The sequence below is a fragment of the Campylobacter showae genome, assembly GCF_900573985.1.
Taxonomy (GTDB): domain Bacteria; phylum Campylobacterota; class Campylobacteria; order Campylobacterales; family Campylobacteraceae; genus Campylobacter_A; species Campylobacter_A showae_E.
Genome location: NZ_UWOK01000001.1, coordinates 1402000 through 1417601, shown reverse-complemented (window position 1 = coordinate 1417601; position 15602 = coordinate 1402000). Strand labels below are relative to the sequence as shown.

Genomic DNA, 15602 nt, shown 5'->3' with positions numbered 1-15602 from the left:
ATTTGAAAGGAAAAAGGCGAGCAGGAGCAAATTTGGCTTGTTTAAATTCGGTAAATTTGAGAGCCAAATTTGAAGCGCGTCAAATTCAAAGGGGCGCAAATTTCATCAAATTTACGCCCGATAAAGCTAAATTTTCTTTAAAAACTCTGCGATTAAAAATGCGAGTTCTAGCGACTGATCGGCGTTTAGGCGCGGATCGCACTGCGTCTCGTATCTGTGCGCCAGATCATCCTCGTTTAACTTAAACGACCCGCCCGTGCACTCGGTCACGTCCTGACCCGTCATCTCTAGGTGCACGCCGCCCGCATGCGTGCCTTCGGCTCTATGTATTTCAAAAAAGCTCTGCACTTCGGCTAGGATTTTGTCAAATTCGCGCGTTTTGTAGCCGTTTGCGGCTTTTATCGTATTGCCGTGCATCGGGTCAATGCTATAGACGATATTTAGGCCTTCACGTTTTACTTCGCGTAGGATTTTCGGTAACCGCTCGCCGATTTTATCCGCGCCCATTCTGATGATTACGTTTAGTCTGCCCGCTTCGTTTTGCGGATTTAGCGCATTTGCGAGCGCGATGACGTCCTGTGCGGTAGCGTTTGGTCCGATCTTGACTCCAAGAGGATTATGAACGCCGCTTAGAAAATGCACGTGAGCGTCGTTTACGCCGCGCGTACGCTCGCCGATCCAGAGCATATGCGCCGAGCAGTCGTACCAGTCGCCGGTGAGGCTATCCTCTCTAGTGAGCGCCTCCTCGTACGGCAACAAAAGCGCCTCGTGCGAGGTGTAGACCTTAGTTTCGCTAAGCGCGGGAGTATTTGAGGCATTTATACCGCAAGCTCCCATAAACGCTAGAGTTTGGCTCAGCTGCCTAGCTAACTCGCCGTATTTAGCGTCAAGCTCGGGCTTTTTGATAAAGCCCAGATTCCAGCGATTTACCTCGTGAAGATCGGCTAGACCGCCGCGAGAAAAGGCGCGAAGCAGGTTCATCGTGGATGCGCTTTGATAATACGCCTCGATCATGCGGTTTGGATCGGGCACGCGAGCCTCGGCATTAAATTCAAAGCCGTTTATGATGTCGCCGCGGTAGCTCGGTAGCTTTACACCGCCTTGCTCCTCGTAGTCCGAGCTTCTAGGCTTAGCAAACTGACCTGCTACGCGCCCTACTTTTACGACGGGGCAGCGTCCTGCAAAGGTTAAAACGATCGCCATTTGTAGCATTACCTTAAACATATCGCGGATATTTACGGCGTTAAAATTTGAAAAACTCTCTGCACAGTCGCCGCCTTGGAGCAAAAACGCCTCGCCGTTACAAACTTTAGCCAAATCTTGTTTTAGGTTTCTAGCCTCGCCGGCAAAAACTAGCGGCGGCATCGTCTTTAGCTTATCCTCGGCCTTTTTTAGCAAGACCTCGTCGGGGTAGCTTGGCTGCTGCAAGATATTAAATTTTCTCCACGAATCTCTACTCCACATCTTTAAACCTTTTTTAAAAATAACGCCGATTTTAACTAAAAGAACTTTTATTACAGATAAAATTTCAAATTTTATCCCCAAATTTGCCCTTGCTGCACCTTTTTGAGCCACATAAGGTTTGATTAACGACAAATAAATATAATTTCGCCAAAAAAAGCGGAAAAATGCAAGACAAAAATCAAACCAAAATCGGCTTCATCTACGGCCTGTCGGTCTTTATGATCTGGGGCGTTTTTCCTATTTATTTTAAACAACTCAGCGCGCTTTCGGCTACCGAGATCGTCGCTCACCGCATCGTCTGGTCGGTGCTGCTTTTGTTTTTGCTACTCAAATTTGGCCGCAAACTAGGCGCTGCGGAGAAAATTTTAAGCGACAAAAAAACTACGTTTTGGCTATTTGTCACAGGACTTCTCATCGCTGCCAATTGGTGGATCTACGTCTACGCCGTAAATATCGGAAAAATCGTGGAAACTAGCCTGGGATACTTCATAAATCCGCTCGTAAATATGCTCCTTGGCGTGCTGATTTTAAAAGAAAAGCTATCGCGCGCGGGCAAATTTGCCATCGCTATCGTCTTTGTCGCTATCGGCGTTCAAATTTACGATGCAGGCGGCCTACCTATCATATCTATCATTTTACCCATCACGTTTGGATTTTATTCGCTTATTAGAAAGCGCCTTAGCGTGCCTTCTTTAGAGGGGCTTTTCGTCGAGACCACGCTCATCGCTCCTATCGCGCTCGTTGCGTTATTTTTTGTCGCAGCTAGCGGGCAAAATCACTTTAGCTTTTCGTGGTTTGGGCTTTTGATCGCTCTTTGCGGGCCTGCGACCGTCGTGCCGCTTTTGCTTTTTAACTCGGCAGCTACTAGGCTAAATTTGAGCACGATCGGCTATTTGCAGTACATCTCGCCTTCGATGCAACTTTTGCTTGCCGTTTTTTACTACGGCGAGCAGGTTAGCGCACTCAAAGCGCTGTCGTTTTTACTCATCTGGAGCGCGCTAGCGGTGGTTAGCTTTAGCGCGATTTATAGTAAAAAAAGCAAAATTTCAGTATAACCGCAAATTTAAATCAAAAAAGGAAAAAACAATGTCATCTATCGCATTTTACGCCGTCATCTGCGTCATAGCCGCACTCGTGCTATATACGCAAATACAAAAAATAACGAGAAAGATCGACGAGAACGGCACTCTAGCAAACAACTCACCCGAGGCCATGCGTCAAATTTCAGTGCAAAAATACAAAGATTTTTGCGAGATAATAAACGGCGAGCTAAGAGAGCTAAAGATGAAAGCGCTCTACGACGACGCCCTAAAAAACGAGGATCTAAAAGAAAAATTTTTAGAAAGTCTAAGCGAAATGAGCAAGAAGCTCACATTTATCGAGACGATGAACACCGCTAGAAACCCCGACAAATGGGAAAGCGAGCTCTTTGAGGTGCTTAGCCGCCTAGACGATCTCGTCACGGAAAATTTCAAAGACGGCGAGCGCGCGGGCGACGAGATCAGACAGCGTCTGGGCGCGGAGTTTAGCAAGCTGCAAAATTAAACCTTAAGTAAAAACGGGGTAATATCGCTTTTTTGATTTAACTCTATCTTTCTAAGGAAAAAACGGATGAGCTATACCAAAAAAGATCTCGTAACCGCTGCAAATTTAACCAAAGACGAAATTTATCATTTCCTAAATTTAGCCAAGGAGTTTAAAGCATTAAACAACTCCGAGACCAAAAAAGCCAAGTCGCTCTACGGCAAAACGACCGTAAACGCCTTTTTCGAAAACTCGACTAGGACGCGAACGAGCTTTGAGATCGCGGCTAAGCGCCTCGGAGCCGACGCGATAAATTTCACCGCCTCAAACTCCAGCACCAAAAAGGGCGAAACGCTCATCGACACCGTCCATAACATCGTCGCGATGAAAACGGACGTCGTAGTAGTGCGCCACTACAGCTCGGGCGCGGCTAAATTTATAGCCGAGAATACGGGCGCTCACGTCGTAAACGCCGGCGACGGCCTAAACGAACACCCTAGCCAAGCGCTGCTTGATCTTTTTACCATACTGGAAAATCGCGGTAGTCTCGAAAATCTCACGGTCGCTATCATTGGCGATATCTTTCACAGCCGCGTGGCGCGCTCAAACATCTACGTCCTAAAAACGCTCGGAGCCAAGGTTAAGCTATTTGGTCCGCCGATGTTTTTAACTGGCATGGAGGCTTTTGGCTGTCAAATTTGCTCCGATATGCGCGAGGCCGTCGAGGACTCGGACGTCATCATCATGCTGCGTATCCAGCTAGAGCGTCAGGATGATGAGATAGCGTTTCCGTCCGTACGCGAATACTCCAAATTTTTCGGCCTAACCGCTAGTAAAATGAAATACGCCAAAGATGGCGTTATGATCCTGCACCCGGGTCCGATAAACCGCGGCGTCGAGATAAACTCCGACGTAGCCGACGATCCGCGCTACTCGCACGTGCTAAATCAGGTCGAAAACGGCGTCGCCGTCAGGATGGCGATCCTAGATACTCTCATCAAAAACAAAGGCGCAAAATGAAAACTCTCATCAAAAACGGCACGATCGTAAACCACGACGGTTCGCAAAAAGCAAACGTCCTCATAGAAGACGACAAGATCGCTCTCATCACGGCTGACGAACCTTCAGCCGATAATATAATAGACGCTAGCGGCAAGCTCGTGATGCCGGGACTTATCGATATGCATGTGCATTTTCGCGACCCGGGCCTTGAGTATAAAGACGATATAAACACAGGCTCTGAAACCGCGGTCGCGGGCGGCGTAACAACCTGCTGCCCGATGGCCAACACAAACCCCGTAAACGACAACGCCGTCGTCACGCGCGATATGGTAGCTAAGGCAAAAGCTCGCGGCCTCATCGACCTGCTTCCTATCGGCGCGATAACTAGCAAGATGGACGGCAAAAAGTGCGTAGAGATGGGCGATATGACCGAGGCGGGCGCAGTGGCGTTTAGCGACGACGGCCTACCCGTAGCTAGCAGCGACGTGATGAGATACGCGCTTGAATACTCAAAGCACTTCGGTAGCTTCGTCATCAACCACTCTCAGGACTGCTCGCTATGCCGCGGCGGCCATATGAACGAGGGCCGCGTCTCGGCGATACTAGGTATCAAAGGCATGCCGCGCGAACAAGAAGAAATCATGGTCTCGCGCGATCTACTGCTAGCCAAGCTAACGGGCGGCCACATCCACATCGCGCACGTTAGCTCCGAGTGGTCGCTAAAGCTCATCGCACAGGCTCGCGCGGCCGGCATAAACGTGACCTGCGAGGCGACCCCGCACCATTTTACTTACACCGAGGACGAGCTGCTAGGCTATGATACGAACTTTAAAATGTCGCCGCCGCTTCGCACGAAATCAGACGTAGAGGCGATCAGAGACGGCCTAAAAAGCGGCCTCATCGACGTCATCGTGACCGACCACGCCCCGCACCATAACGACGAGAAATTTTTAGAATTCGACAAGGCGCCATTTGGAATACTCGGCCTACAAACACTCGTGCCTATGACGCTAGATTTGGTAAACGACGGCGTGATAAGTATCGAGCAGATGGCGGCTCTGACGTCCTATAACGCGGCTAAAATTTTAAAACTAAAGGATAAAGGCGTGATCGCGGAGGGCTACCTCGCCGACATCGCGATAATCGATCCGGGTTTTGAGTATCTCTACGACAAAAACCTAAATAAATCAAAATCCCAAAACTCCCCGCTGCTAGGCAAGATGCTAAAAGGCGCGGCGGTAATCACGATAAAAAGCGGAAAAACGGTGTTTGAGTTTCCAAACGTCGTGGCGTAATGCGCTCAAATTTGACGTAAATTTGAAATTTGACTTTGCGGCGGTCAAGGCTGCCGTATGGTCAAATTTAGCAACGACTAAAAAACAAAATTTGAAACCATAGGACAAGTATTGCAAAATCAACACGCGACCAAAACCGTCAAAAATACAAAAGAGCAGTTTCTTAAAAACATTTTTATCGCTTATTTTGTTGCCTCTTTCGGGATTTTTATCATCCCCGAGGATATATTATCTAGTTGCAAAATTTGCCGCAGTTTCGTAGAAGTTATGAAGCAAATCTTTCCAAATATCCAAATTTTTAGCGACATAAGTCCGTTTAAGCAAGAGATACAATTTTACGCGATGCAACTCGTATCGAGATAACCTTTGATACAAAATTTGAAATATTTGCCGTCATAACGGTTTTTCAACTTTTTTCTCTTTACTTGGACTGTTTTCATCGGCCATCTTGTTGCGAGACTTATTTCTTAAGATTTTTTACCTGGAAAAAGAGAGCAAATAAATTTAAACCAGTTTAAAATTTGCAGTTTTGATATCGGCGAATTCGAGCAAAATCACACTCCGTACTTGACTATACGCAAAAATAAACCCAAATCTGCCAAAGTCGAATTTAACCGACTTTGCGCACATCTTTTGCTTAATTTTTTTTCCTTGTCGTCGCACGGTTTCGACGACTCTATTCAACCCGCCAAATTTACGACCGACTGCCAAGCAAATTTAACCGCCGAATTTATCAAATTTAAAAAGACAAATCCACGCCGCCGCGCCAGCTCAATCGATGATAAAAAACCGATCAAGCCGAGCGCAAGCGACGCAAATTCGTCAAATTTGGTTCAAATTTAGCCTCACGCGTCCTTGCCATTTATCGCGTACGCCGAGCGCAAAAATACGTCCGTACCCGATAGCAGCGCGCTCTCGTCAAAGTCAAACGCGCCGTTGTGATGCCCTGCGGCGAGCTTGGTGCCGATCATCAGATAGCCACTCTTGCCGCCTGCTTTTTGCACGGCGTGCATAAAATGCGCGAAGTCCTCGCAAGCGCCGAAATTTAGATCCCGCACGATGAGCTCGTCCTTGATAAAAGGCGACTGACGCGCGGCGCGCTCGTAGATATCGGTGATCTCCTCGCTACTGTCGCCTCCGCTCGTGCCGCCGGTTAGCTTCACGTCGTACTGCACGCCGTACATCTGCGCGACGCCCGCTACGATATCCATGCATTTTTTAAACATAAATTCATTTAGCTCAGTCGTTTCGCCGCGCGTTTCGCAGGCGATGTACCCGTTTGGCGCGATGACGTTTCGTCCCTCGCCCGCTCGCAAAACGCCCACGTTTATGCGCGTGACGCCGTCAGCATGACGCGTGATACCGTGCATGGCTAGAGCCGCCTGAGCCGCGGCTAGCAGAGCGTTTGCACCTTCTTGCGGAGCGCCTGCCGCGTGAGCCGACTTGCCCGTGAAATTTACGTCAAATTTCGACGTCGCAAGAAGCTTGTTCGTACCGCAGATGATGCCGCCGCTAGTCTTTGCCTGAAAGCCGATATGACCGCCCAGTAGGTAGTCCACGCCCTCTAGCACGCCTGCTTGCTCCATCGGCACGGCACCTCTGGTGCCCTCCTCGGCGGTTTGAAATATAAATCTAAATTTGCCTTTAAAATCGTCCAAATTTTGCGCGATGAGTTTAGCCATCGCAAGGCCGATCGTGATGTGTCCGTCATGCCCGCAGGCGTGTGTGATGCCGTCTATATCGGCTCTAAAGCCCTCTTTAAACGGTCTATGCGCCTCATCCTTACTCTCGGTCACGTCCACGCCGTCGATGTCGAATCTAAACGCAAGCGTCTTGCCCGGCCTACCCGTATCAAGCTCGGCCACCACGCCCGTTAGCCCATCCTCCATCACAGACAAAAACTCGCACTCATCGGCGCTTAGCAGGCCTTTTGCACGTTCTAGGTATCTCTCTTTATCTTTTTCGCTGCCAAGCCCTGCTCTAGCTTCTGGTTTCATTATCTCGCGTCCCATTTTTAGGCTATAGCCGAGTTTTTTTAGCTCGCTAGCGATCTTTGCCGTCGTAAAAAACGTAAAAAATCCAGTCTCGGGATGCGAGTGAAAAAACCGCCTATTTTTCACCATTTCGTCTTTTAGCGCTTCGACTTTTGCTGCTACATTGTCCATTTTTGCTCCTTAAATTTGGAATTTTTATTATTTTACTTAAAGATATATTATACATCAAGATTAATTTTAAAAGCTTAAATTTGAGCCGAACAATGATAAATTTAATGCTGATTTTTCGCAAACCGACTGTTTGGCGTAAATTTGATTTTTTGCCAGTGAATACTTTGGTCGTTTTTTAAACCGCGATTTGCACCAAAGCGGTGCGGGTACTGCGAGGTAAATTTATATTTTGACTGAGCGATTTTTAAGACAAAATTTGGGCGATAAATTTGAGTTCAAATTTAAAATTCGCGCCAAATTTGAACTCAAATTTAAAAAACGAGACAAAGAGGCAAATTTAACTTCAGTCGCCGCGCACACCGACTAGCCGCTAAACAAACTCCGCGCAAAAGCTCAAATTTGCCATACGGTTAGCCTATTTTATGCTATTTTTTAGCTTCATTATCCGCTCGTAGGATTCCTCGATACGCTCTTTTGGTATCTGCTTGGCGCCAACCGCGTCCACGACTAGCTGCGTGACGAGCTCCGCGGTCCTGCGCCCGTCTATCTTGTAGTCGCTAAAGAGCATCACGTCGCCGCCCGCGTTGATAAAGTTTATCACCTTTTCTTGCAGCGTAAAGTCCTTTAGCCCGCCCATGAGCATGTCGTCGCTGATGACTACGCCGTCAAATTTTAGCTCGCCGCGCAGCAAGCCATCGATGATCGCCGGCGAGAGCGAGGCCGGCAACTCGGCGTCGCGCTGCATGAGGTAGATGTGGCCGACCATTATCATTTTAGCTTCGTTTTTGCGAACCGCGTCAAAATACGGCTTAAGCTCGCCGTAGTCGAAATTTTCTATCACGACCTTTGCCGTGTGGCTGTCGGCCTCGACGTTGCCGTGGCCTGGGAAGTGCTTCATCGCAGCTATCACGCCGCGAGCTTGCGAGGCTCTCATAAACTCGCTCGCATACAGCGAAACCTCGTCTATATCGGCGCTAAACGCCCTGCCGCGCGAGCCGATGATGGTGGATTTTGGATTTAGCACGTCGGCAACTGGGGCGAAATTTACATTCACGCCGACGTCTTTTAGCTGCTGCGCCATCTTAGCGTAAAGCTCACCCGCGGCTGCTAGATCGATGGTTTTCGCTACTTTTTGCGCCGAGATAAAGGTCTCAAACCCGCTTTTGTCCTTAAATCTCGTGATCTGTCCGCCCTCCTCGTCGATAGCGATAAAAATGCCTTTTTGCGCCTCTTTAAATGCGCTTGTTAGTGCCGTAAGATTTTTTTTGTCAGAGATATTTTTACCGAGCAACATCACTCCGCCAAAACGCTGATATTTGGCCTCCGAGACGGCTTCTTTGGCGGTTTTGGGATCAGAGCCGTTGAAGCTTACTATTATCATTTGAGCTATCATTTTGCGAAGCGTCGGTTTTTCTTGCGCCTGTGCATCGGTGGCGTTTAGCACGGTCGGCAAACCCGCCAAAAACAGTGCCGAAAAAAACGCTACGATAAATTTTTTCATATTTTTCCTTTTTTGTTTTTGCGGATTTTACACTATTTTGGATAAATTTAAGGACTTTGAGCGGGATTTGGAGCGAGCCAATGCAGAGCAAGTCGGTACTAATTTCGCGTTTCACGTTGCAAATCTCTATTTTGCAATCCATATCATCGTTTGCGGTATCATATGTCTTTGCAAAATTTTTCGCTACAACGTTTGCGAGTAAATTTGAGATATTTTTGGCGATTGACGCTGGGTACTTTTTTGTTTTGCTTTTTGCTTTGTCGGTTAAAATTTTTGAGCCGTCACAAAAAACAACATAAATCATATCGGCAGATAATGGCATTAAAATTAGCGTTTTAAAATTTGACGGATGCAGAAGTCTGCAAATTTCGCATAAATTTGTAACTATTTAAATTTTTAATCTAGTCTCAAAAGGCAAATCGCAGTCTTTAAAACACAATTCACCTTTAGCGCAAAGTACGCACTTTAGCCAAATTTTATTTTTTACTTAGTAGATCTCTCAGGCTTTCTTGCACGTCTTTGCCGCGCAGCATCGCCGCGACCTCATTTACTATCGGTGTATAGATGCCCTTGCCGGCAGCGATCTTTTCTATCGCATAGGAGGTGTCCACGCCCTCAGCGACCTCGCCTAGATCGTTTAGGATTTTATTAAGGCTCTCGTTTTTAGCAAGTCCCAAGCCTACGCGGTAGTTGCGCGAGAGCACCGATGAAGCCGTGAGAAAGAGATCGCCCGCTCCGCTAAGACCTAAAAACGTCTGCTGCTGCGCGCCGAAATACTCGCCAAATCTCGCCATCTCGACAAGTCCGCGCGAAATGAGGCTGGCACGAGCGCTGTTACCAAGCCCGAGTCCGTCGCAGATACCGCCCGCGATAGCGATGACGTTTTTATAGGCACCTGCGATCTCGGCACCGATAACGTCGATGCTAGCGTAGGCTTTGATATTTTGCGGGAAAAGCCCTGAAATTTCGCGCGCAAGGGCTTCGTTTTTGGAATTTATCACGAGCGCGCACGGGAGGTCGTTTTGTATCTCTTTAGCAAAGCTCGGTCCCGATAAAAAGGCCAAATTTGACGTATCTACGTGCTGTTCGTAAATCTCGTCTAAAAAACGAAGGCTGGAGGTTTCGATACCCTTTGAGGCGACTAAAATTTTCTGTCCGAAGTTTTTAAAATGCTCTTTTAGCCAGCCACTAACGGACTGAGAAGGTATGGCAACGACGAGCAGATCGCGCTTTAGCGCCTCCTCTAGGCCGACAAAATGCGCGCCTTCAAGCTGTCTGCGCGAGCTAATGACGCAGTCGTTTTTTTGCGAAAGCGCATGAAAAAGCGCGCTGCCCCACTTCCCCGCTCCGATGATGGCTATTTTCATTTTTTCTCTTTTTTGTGATTTACGTTTATTTTAGCTAAATTTGACCGGCCCGCTCGCAAGCTCAGGCCTTACTTTTGCGAAAATTAAACAACTTAAATTTGACCGCGCTGGCCATCTCTATAAAACAAAAAAATGGCGCTATAAATTTAATTTCTAGGCCAAATTTGACCCGAAAACACGCGTCGCCAAATAACGCTAAAAGGCGACGCAAGTCAAATTTATCCTAGTTTTTCTTTTAAAAGCTCATTTACTTTTGCGGGATTAAACGCGCCCTTGCCCTCTTTCATCGTTTGTCCGACGAAAAATCCGAAAAGCTTGTCCTTGCCGCTTTTATACTCGGCGACCTTGTCGGCGTTCGCGCTTAAAATTTGATCTATTATCGCTATGATGGCCGAGTCGTCGCTGACCTGTTTTAATCCCAATTTTTCGATGACGGCGTCCACGCTACCCTCATTTTCCATAAGATAGTCAAGCACCTCTTTTGCCGCCTTAGCGCTTATCGTACCGTCTTCTATGCGGCGTAAGAGCTCTATCATCTTAGCCGAATCTACGGGCGATGTCTCGATCGTAGCGCCGTTTTTTAGGCGTCCCAAAAGCTCGACTATGAGCCATGTAACGGCAAGTTTTGGCGATATTTTAGCCTCTACAAGCTCCTCGAAATACTTCGCCGTCTCCACGCTGCTAGTTAAAATCAGCGCGTCATCCTCTTTGACGCCCAGCTCACGCTCGTATCTAGCGACCTTTTGTTCGGCAAGCTCCGGGATCTTGATTGCTTCGTTATACATCTCCTCGGGTATCTCGACGGGCAGCAAGTCAGGATCGGGGAAATATCTATACTCCGCGCTATCTTCTTTGCCTCGCATAGAGCGCGTGACTAAATTTACGGTATCAAAAAGGCGTGTTTCTTGATAAACTTCTTCATCGTATTTGCCGTCTTCCCATGCCGCGCTTTGGCGCTCGACCTCGTAGTCGATCGCTTTTTGGATAAATCTAAATGAGTTTAAATTTTTAATCTCGACGCGCGTGTAGAGTTTACTATCGCCTTTTGGACGGATGGAGACGTTGGCGTCGCAGCGGAAGCTTCCTTCCTGCATATTAGCGTCGCTGATGTTTAAAAATCGCAAAATCGAGTGCAGTTTTTTTAGATACGCGACCGCCTCGTCGGAGCTACGCAGATCAGGCTCGCTCACGATCTCAAGTAGCGGCGTGCCAGCGCGGTTTAGATCGACTAGGCTTTGTCCGCTCTCGTGGATGTTTTTGCCAGCATCCTCCTCAAGGTGCGCGCGAGTGATGCCGATGCGTTTTTTTTCGCCGTTTACATCGATAAAAAGCTCGCCTTTTTCCACTATCGGTATCTCAAACTGCGAAATTTGATAGGCTTTTGGAAGGTCTGGATAAAAGTAATTTTTACGGTTAAAAACAGAGCGTTTATTTATAGTCGCATTTACCGCTGCGCCGAAGCTTATCGCCTTTCTCACGGCTTCTTTGTTTAGCACCGGCAAAGATCCAGGTAGCGCCAGGCAGGTCGGACAAACGTGCGTATTTGCCTCGTCGCCGAAGCTCGTAGAGCAAGAGCAGAAAATTTTAGTTTTTGTATTAAGCTGGGTGTGAACCTCAAGCCCGATAACGACTTCAAACATAATTTGCCTTTTATTTAAAATTTAGGGCTTATTTTAGCAGGATTTTTATTTAAGTTAGATAAAAAGAAGGGGTTGCGCCCGCCGATTTTTAGCGTATTTTAGCTGGCGGACGCGTAAATTTAAATTTTAGTGCTCGTCGTGGCTGATTAAAATCGCGCCGGCAAGATACACGTAAGTAAGAATCATAAAGATAAATGTTTGCAAGCACGCCATAAACGTAAGCAAAACAAACGCCGGGAGCGCAGCGTAAGACGCAAGAGCAAGTACGACCAAAAGGAACAAATCATCGCCCTTGATGTTACCGAAAAGTCGGAAAGAAAGCGATACGACGCGAGATAAATGCGAAACAATCTCGACGATAAACATTATCGGAGCTAGCCATTTATTTGGTCCCATGAAGTGCGCAAAATACTTGACGACGCCGTTTACACGGATACCTTCGTAGTGGTAAAACACGAAAACAACGAGCGCTAAAGTAAGGGTCAAATTTAAGCTCGAGGTCGGAGCTTCAAATCCAGGTATTATGCCTATTATGTTACTTACAAATACGATCAAACCGATGGTGGCGACTAGCGGTAGGTATTTTCTAGATAGCGCTTCGCTGCCTAGCACGTCCTTGCCCATGGATACGACGCCCTCCAGATACGCTTCTAGGATATTTTGCGTTCCGCGAGGTACGAGTTGCAAATTTTTAGTTGCAAATTTTGCCACGATGAGCACGATAATCGCGACTAAAACGAGATGTCCCGCGTAATTTACCGCATGGATAACGTGCTCGTTGTCGGTAAACAAAGAAGCGATCCAACCTGTAAACAAAAACAAATTTTCTTGCATGGATTAACCTTAGATTTATGAAATTTAACGGCAATTTTATCCAAATAAACGTTAAAAGTTTTTTAAGCTTACCTCAAATTTCGCCCGAATTTTAGCTTTTTTGTCAAATTTAGCTCAAATTTCGACGTCGTTTCTTAAAATCAGCGCTTACGCGAAAAATCTATCGTAAACAAGCTTTAGTATCGTCGCGCCCACGACGGCCAAAAACACGACTCTAACAAATTTAACGTCCTTTTTCATGACCATATTTGAGCCAAAATACGCGCCTAAAACCTGCCCGACGCCCATCAAAAGCCCGACCGCCCAAAGTATTTGTCCGCCCGCGATAAAAACGGCTAGAGAGACGATGTTGCTGGTAAAATTTAGGATTTTCGTATGCGCGACGGCTTTTTTCATATTTAGCCCGATGAGCGCAACCATCGCAAACGTCCAAAAACTGCCGGCTCCCGGCCCGAAAAATCCGTCGTAAAAGCCTAAAATTAGGCCAAATATCACATAAAAGGCTCGCGCGCTCATGCGGGCGGCTCTGTCCTCGTCGCCGACTTTTGGCATCAAAAGCGTATAGATGAAAATCGCTATCAAACAAAACGGGATAATAACACGCAAAAACTCGGCACTCAAAAACAAAATAAACACCGTGCCGACGCACGCGCCGATAAAGGTAAAAACGATGCCGATAAACACTTCGCGGAAATTTATCATGCCTTTTCGGGCGAAATTTAACGCCGCTGTGAAGCTACCGAAAGTGCCTTGGAGCTTGTTCGTCGCTAGCGCCATGTGAGGCGGCACGCCCATAGCCATGATTGTCGGTAGCGCAATCAGTCCGCCGCCGCCCGCGATCGCATCTATAAACCCCGCCGCAAACGCCGCTGCAAAAAATATAAAATACGCCGTAACGCCGAAGTCAAAGTCCATTTTCCACCCCTTCAAAAAACAAAATCATACTACGAAAAAATTAAAAATTTATAAAATTCGGCTTTTTGTTTTACTATGGTTAAAATTTAATGAAACTGCGAGTAAAATTTGCCTAGCAGGTTTAAATTTAGCAGTTTGGGTTGCGGCGTATTTCGTAAAATTTGCCGGTGCAGTCGGCGATTTTATTTTAAAATTTTGGAATAAATTTCATAAATTTAGATACCGAAATTTGAGTCAAATTTGATAAGGGTAAATTTGGCATCGTTTTTAAAATTTCATTAGTAAAACACGCTGATAAAATTTATATTTAAAAAGTGTAGGTTTAAAAAGCAGGCTATCAAATTTAACGTCCAAAACGCCTCTAGGGCAAATTTAAATGGCATCAAATTTGAGTAAAAAAAGAAAAATCCGCCGACCGCCGAGAGCGGCAAATCGGCGAATTTGGGATTATTTTATAACGCCGCAAACCATTCTAGCGCCGCCGCCGCCAAGAGGCTTTGGATGGTCGCTGTGGTTATCGCCGCCGACGTGAATCATTAGCGAGTGGCCTTTTAGTTCGTCGATTGTTTTGATTTTTGGAGCTAGCACAGGATAAACCGCGTTACCCTCTGCATCAACGAAAAGCGCAGGCAAATCGCCCTTGTGGCCGCTGTCGTCCCAAGCAAAAGAGTGTTTTTTAGTCTCGGCCGGATCCCAGTGACCGCCCGCTTTCATACCAAGACCCTTCTCGTTAGCGCCGCAGTCAGCGTTTTGATGCACGTGAAATCCGTGCGCGCCGCCCTCAAGGCCTTTAAGATTTGGGAACAACGCCACGCCGTAGTTAGTCTCGATCGCTACGACCTCGCCCACGACGGTGTTGCCTTTTTCGCTTAGTTGCTCCATAGTTACGACTAGGTGTTTGCCAGCCTTTGGATCAAAGACTTTTTCCTCGTGCGCAAGGGCACTAGTAGCGAGTAGGCAGCCTAGAGCCGCGCTAGCTAAAACGATTTTTTTCATTTTTTCTCCTTAAAATGTAATTGCAGTGTAACTATAGCCTAAATTTGATTAATTTACGCTTTAAATTTTACTTAAATTTAATGCGCCGCGATGCCTCAAATTTGCCTCCGTTTCGCACAAAGCAAAACTCGTCAAATTTACTTTATCTCGCTTAAAATTTGCGCCAGTTCGCCGCTTTGACCGATGCGATAGAGCGCGAAGTCGTATTTGATCGGGTCGGCGGGATCAAATACGCAAAGCTTGTCCGTTAGCTCGCGCACGGCCTTAAAATCATAGCTTTTGCGTGCGATGAGACCCAAATTTAACGAAACTCGGTGCGTGTGCACGTCAAGAGGCATGAGTAGCTTGCTTTTTGGCAGGTTTTTAAATAGCCCAAGGTCGATGTCGCTATCTCGCACCATCCAGCGCAGGAACATATTGTAGCGTTTATACGGGCTTTGCGGCGCTTTTTCGTATGGCTTGCCGAAAAAAAACTCATACCCCTCCGAGCGGTAAGGATTGAGCGAATAGATAAATTTAATAAGCTCGTTTATGCCGTCCACCATCGAGCCGCTTTTTTCAAAACCGGCTTTTACCGCACTCTCGATATCGCCGTATTTCTTTAGGCGCGAAACGGTGATAAAAATCTGCCGCACGTCCTCGCAGCTTTGAAAGCGGTATTTGTGCCGCGTCAAATTTAAAATGATTTCATCCTCGCTTTTATCTAGCAGCGAGAAGTCGAGAGAATTTAAAAAATTTACGATGAGTTTTGCGTTACCATATGCAAAAAGCGCGCAGATGAGCGAAATCTCGGGCGTTTTAAATTTGCTAGCGACTTGCAGCGGATCGGCTGCGGCAAACAAGTCCGCATGGGTATTTTTAGAGATTACGTTTTGATCTAGGAGGTTTTTTAAGTCCAT

At 46.9% G+C, this 15602-nt stretch carries 17 protein-coding genes; 7 read left to right on the top strand and 10 right to left on the bottom strand.

The genetic code is table 11. The annotated features are described in order from the left end of the window. Window positions 1-126: 126 nt before the first annotated feature. Window positions 127-1464 (bottom strand): class II 3-deoxy-7-phosphoheptulonate synthase, encoded by a 1338-nt coding sequence (locus tag EE116_RS07180; RefSeq protein WP_163028043.1) that lies wholly within the window; start codon window positions 1462-1464, stop codon window positions 127-129. A 164-nt stretch (window positions 1465-1628) separates the two neighbouring features. On the opposite strand from EE116_RS07180, the gene rarD reads away from it, so the two are divergent. The 6 genes from rarD (at window position 1629) to EE116_RS07150 (ending at window position 6128) form a co-directional block, all read left to right on the top strand. Next, window positions 1629-2519: an EamA family transporter RarD gene (gene rarD / locus EE116_RS07175; RefSeq protein ID WP_122873823.1), complete on the top strand. Its 891-nt coding sequence runs from the start codon at window positions 1629-1631 to the stop codon at window positions 2517-2519. Between the two features lie 31 nt (window positions 2520-2550). After that, entirely contained in the window at window positions 2551-3009 is a 459-nt protein-coding gene (locus EE116_RS07170) for a thioester dehydrase (RefSeq protein ID WP_122873822.1), read from the top strand. Window positions 3010-3075: 66 nt separating this feature from the next. Next, window positions 3076-4008: an aspartate carbamoyltransferase catalytic subunit gene (locus tag EE116_RS07165; RefSeq protein ID WP_122873821.1), complete on the top strand. Its 933-nt coding sequence runs from the start codon at window positions 3076-3078 to the stop codon at window positions 4006-4008. Then, complete coding sequence (locus tag EE116_RS07160) at window positions 4005-5285, top strand: dihydroorotase (RefSeq protein ID WP_122873820.1); 1281 nt, start codon at window positions 4005-4007, stop codon at window positions 5283-5285. Before EE116_RS07165 ends, EE116_RS07160 begins: the two co-directional genes overlap by 4 nt. A 111-nt stretch (window positions 5286-5396) precedes the next feature. Next, on the top strand, window positions 5397-5648 hold the full coding sequence (locus tag EE116_RS07155) for a hypothetical protein (protein ID WP_122873819.1): 252 nt from the start codon (window positions 5397-5399) through the stop codon (window positions 5646-5648). 270 nt (window positions 5649-5918) lie between these two features. Beyond that, window positions 5919-6128, top strand: coding sequence for a hypothetical protein (locus EE116_RS07150; RefSeq protein WP_163028042.1), 210 nt, complete (start codon window positions 5919-5921; stop codon window positions 6126-6128). Between the two features lie 2 nt (window positions 6129-6130). Here the strand turns inward: EE116_RS07150 and EE116_RS07145 are convergent, their stop codons facing one another. Continuing rightward, entirely contained in the window at window positions 6131-7450 is a 1320-nt protein-coding gene (locus EE116_RS07145; protein WP_122873817.1) for an amidohydrolase, read from the bottom strand. Window positions 7451-7679: 229 nt separating this feature from the next. Here EE116_RS07145 and EE116_RS12465 point away from each other — a divergent pair, with 229 nt between their 5' ends. Then, entirely contained in the window at window positions 7680-7817 is a 138-nt protein-coding gene (locus EE116_RS12465; protein WP_163028041.1) for a hypothetical protein, read from the top strand. A 48-nt stretch (window positions 7818-7865) separates the two neighbouring features. On the opposite strand, the gene EE116_RS07140 is transcribed toward EE116_RS12465, so the two are convergent. The 8 genes from EE116_RS07140 to EE116_RS07105 all read right to left on the bottom strand — a co-directional run bounded on the left by EE116_RS07140 (window position 7866) and on the right by EE116_RS07105 (window position 15602). Next, window positions 7866-8951, bottom strand: a complete 1086-nt coding sequence (locus EE116_RS07140) for a glycoside hydrolase family 3 N-terminal domain-containing protein (RefSeq protein ID WP_122873816.1) — start codon at window positions 8949-8951, stop codon at window positions 7866-7868. Window positions 8952-9427: 476 nt separating this feature from the next. Further along, the gene (locus EE116_RS07130; protein WP_122873814.1) at window positions 9428-10318 is read right to left on the bottom strand and encodes an NAD(P)H-dependent glycerol-3-phosphate dehydrogenase; all 891 of its coding nucleotides are present in this window, start codon (window positions 10316-10318) and stop codon (window positions 9428-9430) included. Between the two features lie 218 nt (window positions 10319-10536). Further along, window positions 10537-11958, bottom strand: a complete 1422-nt coding sequence (gene gatB / locus EE116_RS07125; protein ID WP_122873813.1) for an Asp-tRNA(Asn)/Glu-tRNA(Gln) amidotransferase subunit GatB — start codon at window positions 11956-11958, stop codon at window positions 10537-10539. A 126-nt stretch (window positions 11959-12084) separates the two neighbouring features. Beyond that, the gene (locus EE116_RS07120; protein WP_002953298.1) at window positions 12085-12792 is read right to left on the bottom strand and encodes a F0F1 ATP synthase subunit A; all 708 of its coding nucleotides are present in this window, start codon (window positions 12790-12792) and stop codon (window positions 12085-12087) included. Window positions 12793-12939: 147 nt separating this feature from the next. Next, window positions 12940-13707, bottom strand: a complete 768-nt coding sequence (locus EE116_RS07115) for a TSUP family transporter (protein WP_122873812.1) — start codon at window positions 13705-13707, stop codon at window positions 12940-12942. 278 nt (window positions 13708-13985) lie between these two features. After that, window positions 13986-14138, bottom strand: coding sequence for a hypothetical protein (locus EE116_RS12460; RefSeq protein WP_163028040.1), 153 nt, complete (start codon window positions 14136-14138; stop codon window positions 13986-13988). Between the two features lie 16 nt (window positions 14139-14154). Continuing rightward, the gene (locus EE116_RS07110; RefSeq protein ID WP_122873811.1) at window positions 14155-14703 is read right to left on the bottom strand and encodes a superoxide dismutase family protein; all 549 of its coding nucleotides are present in this window, start codon (window positions 14701-14703) and stop codon (window positions 14155-14157) included. A 137-nt stretch (window positions 14704-14840) separates the two neighbouring features. After that, a complete protein-coding gene (locus EE116_RS07105; protein WP_122873810.1) occupies window positions 14841-15602 on the bottom strand; it encodes a TIGR02757 family protein in 762 nt (253 codons plus the stop codon).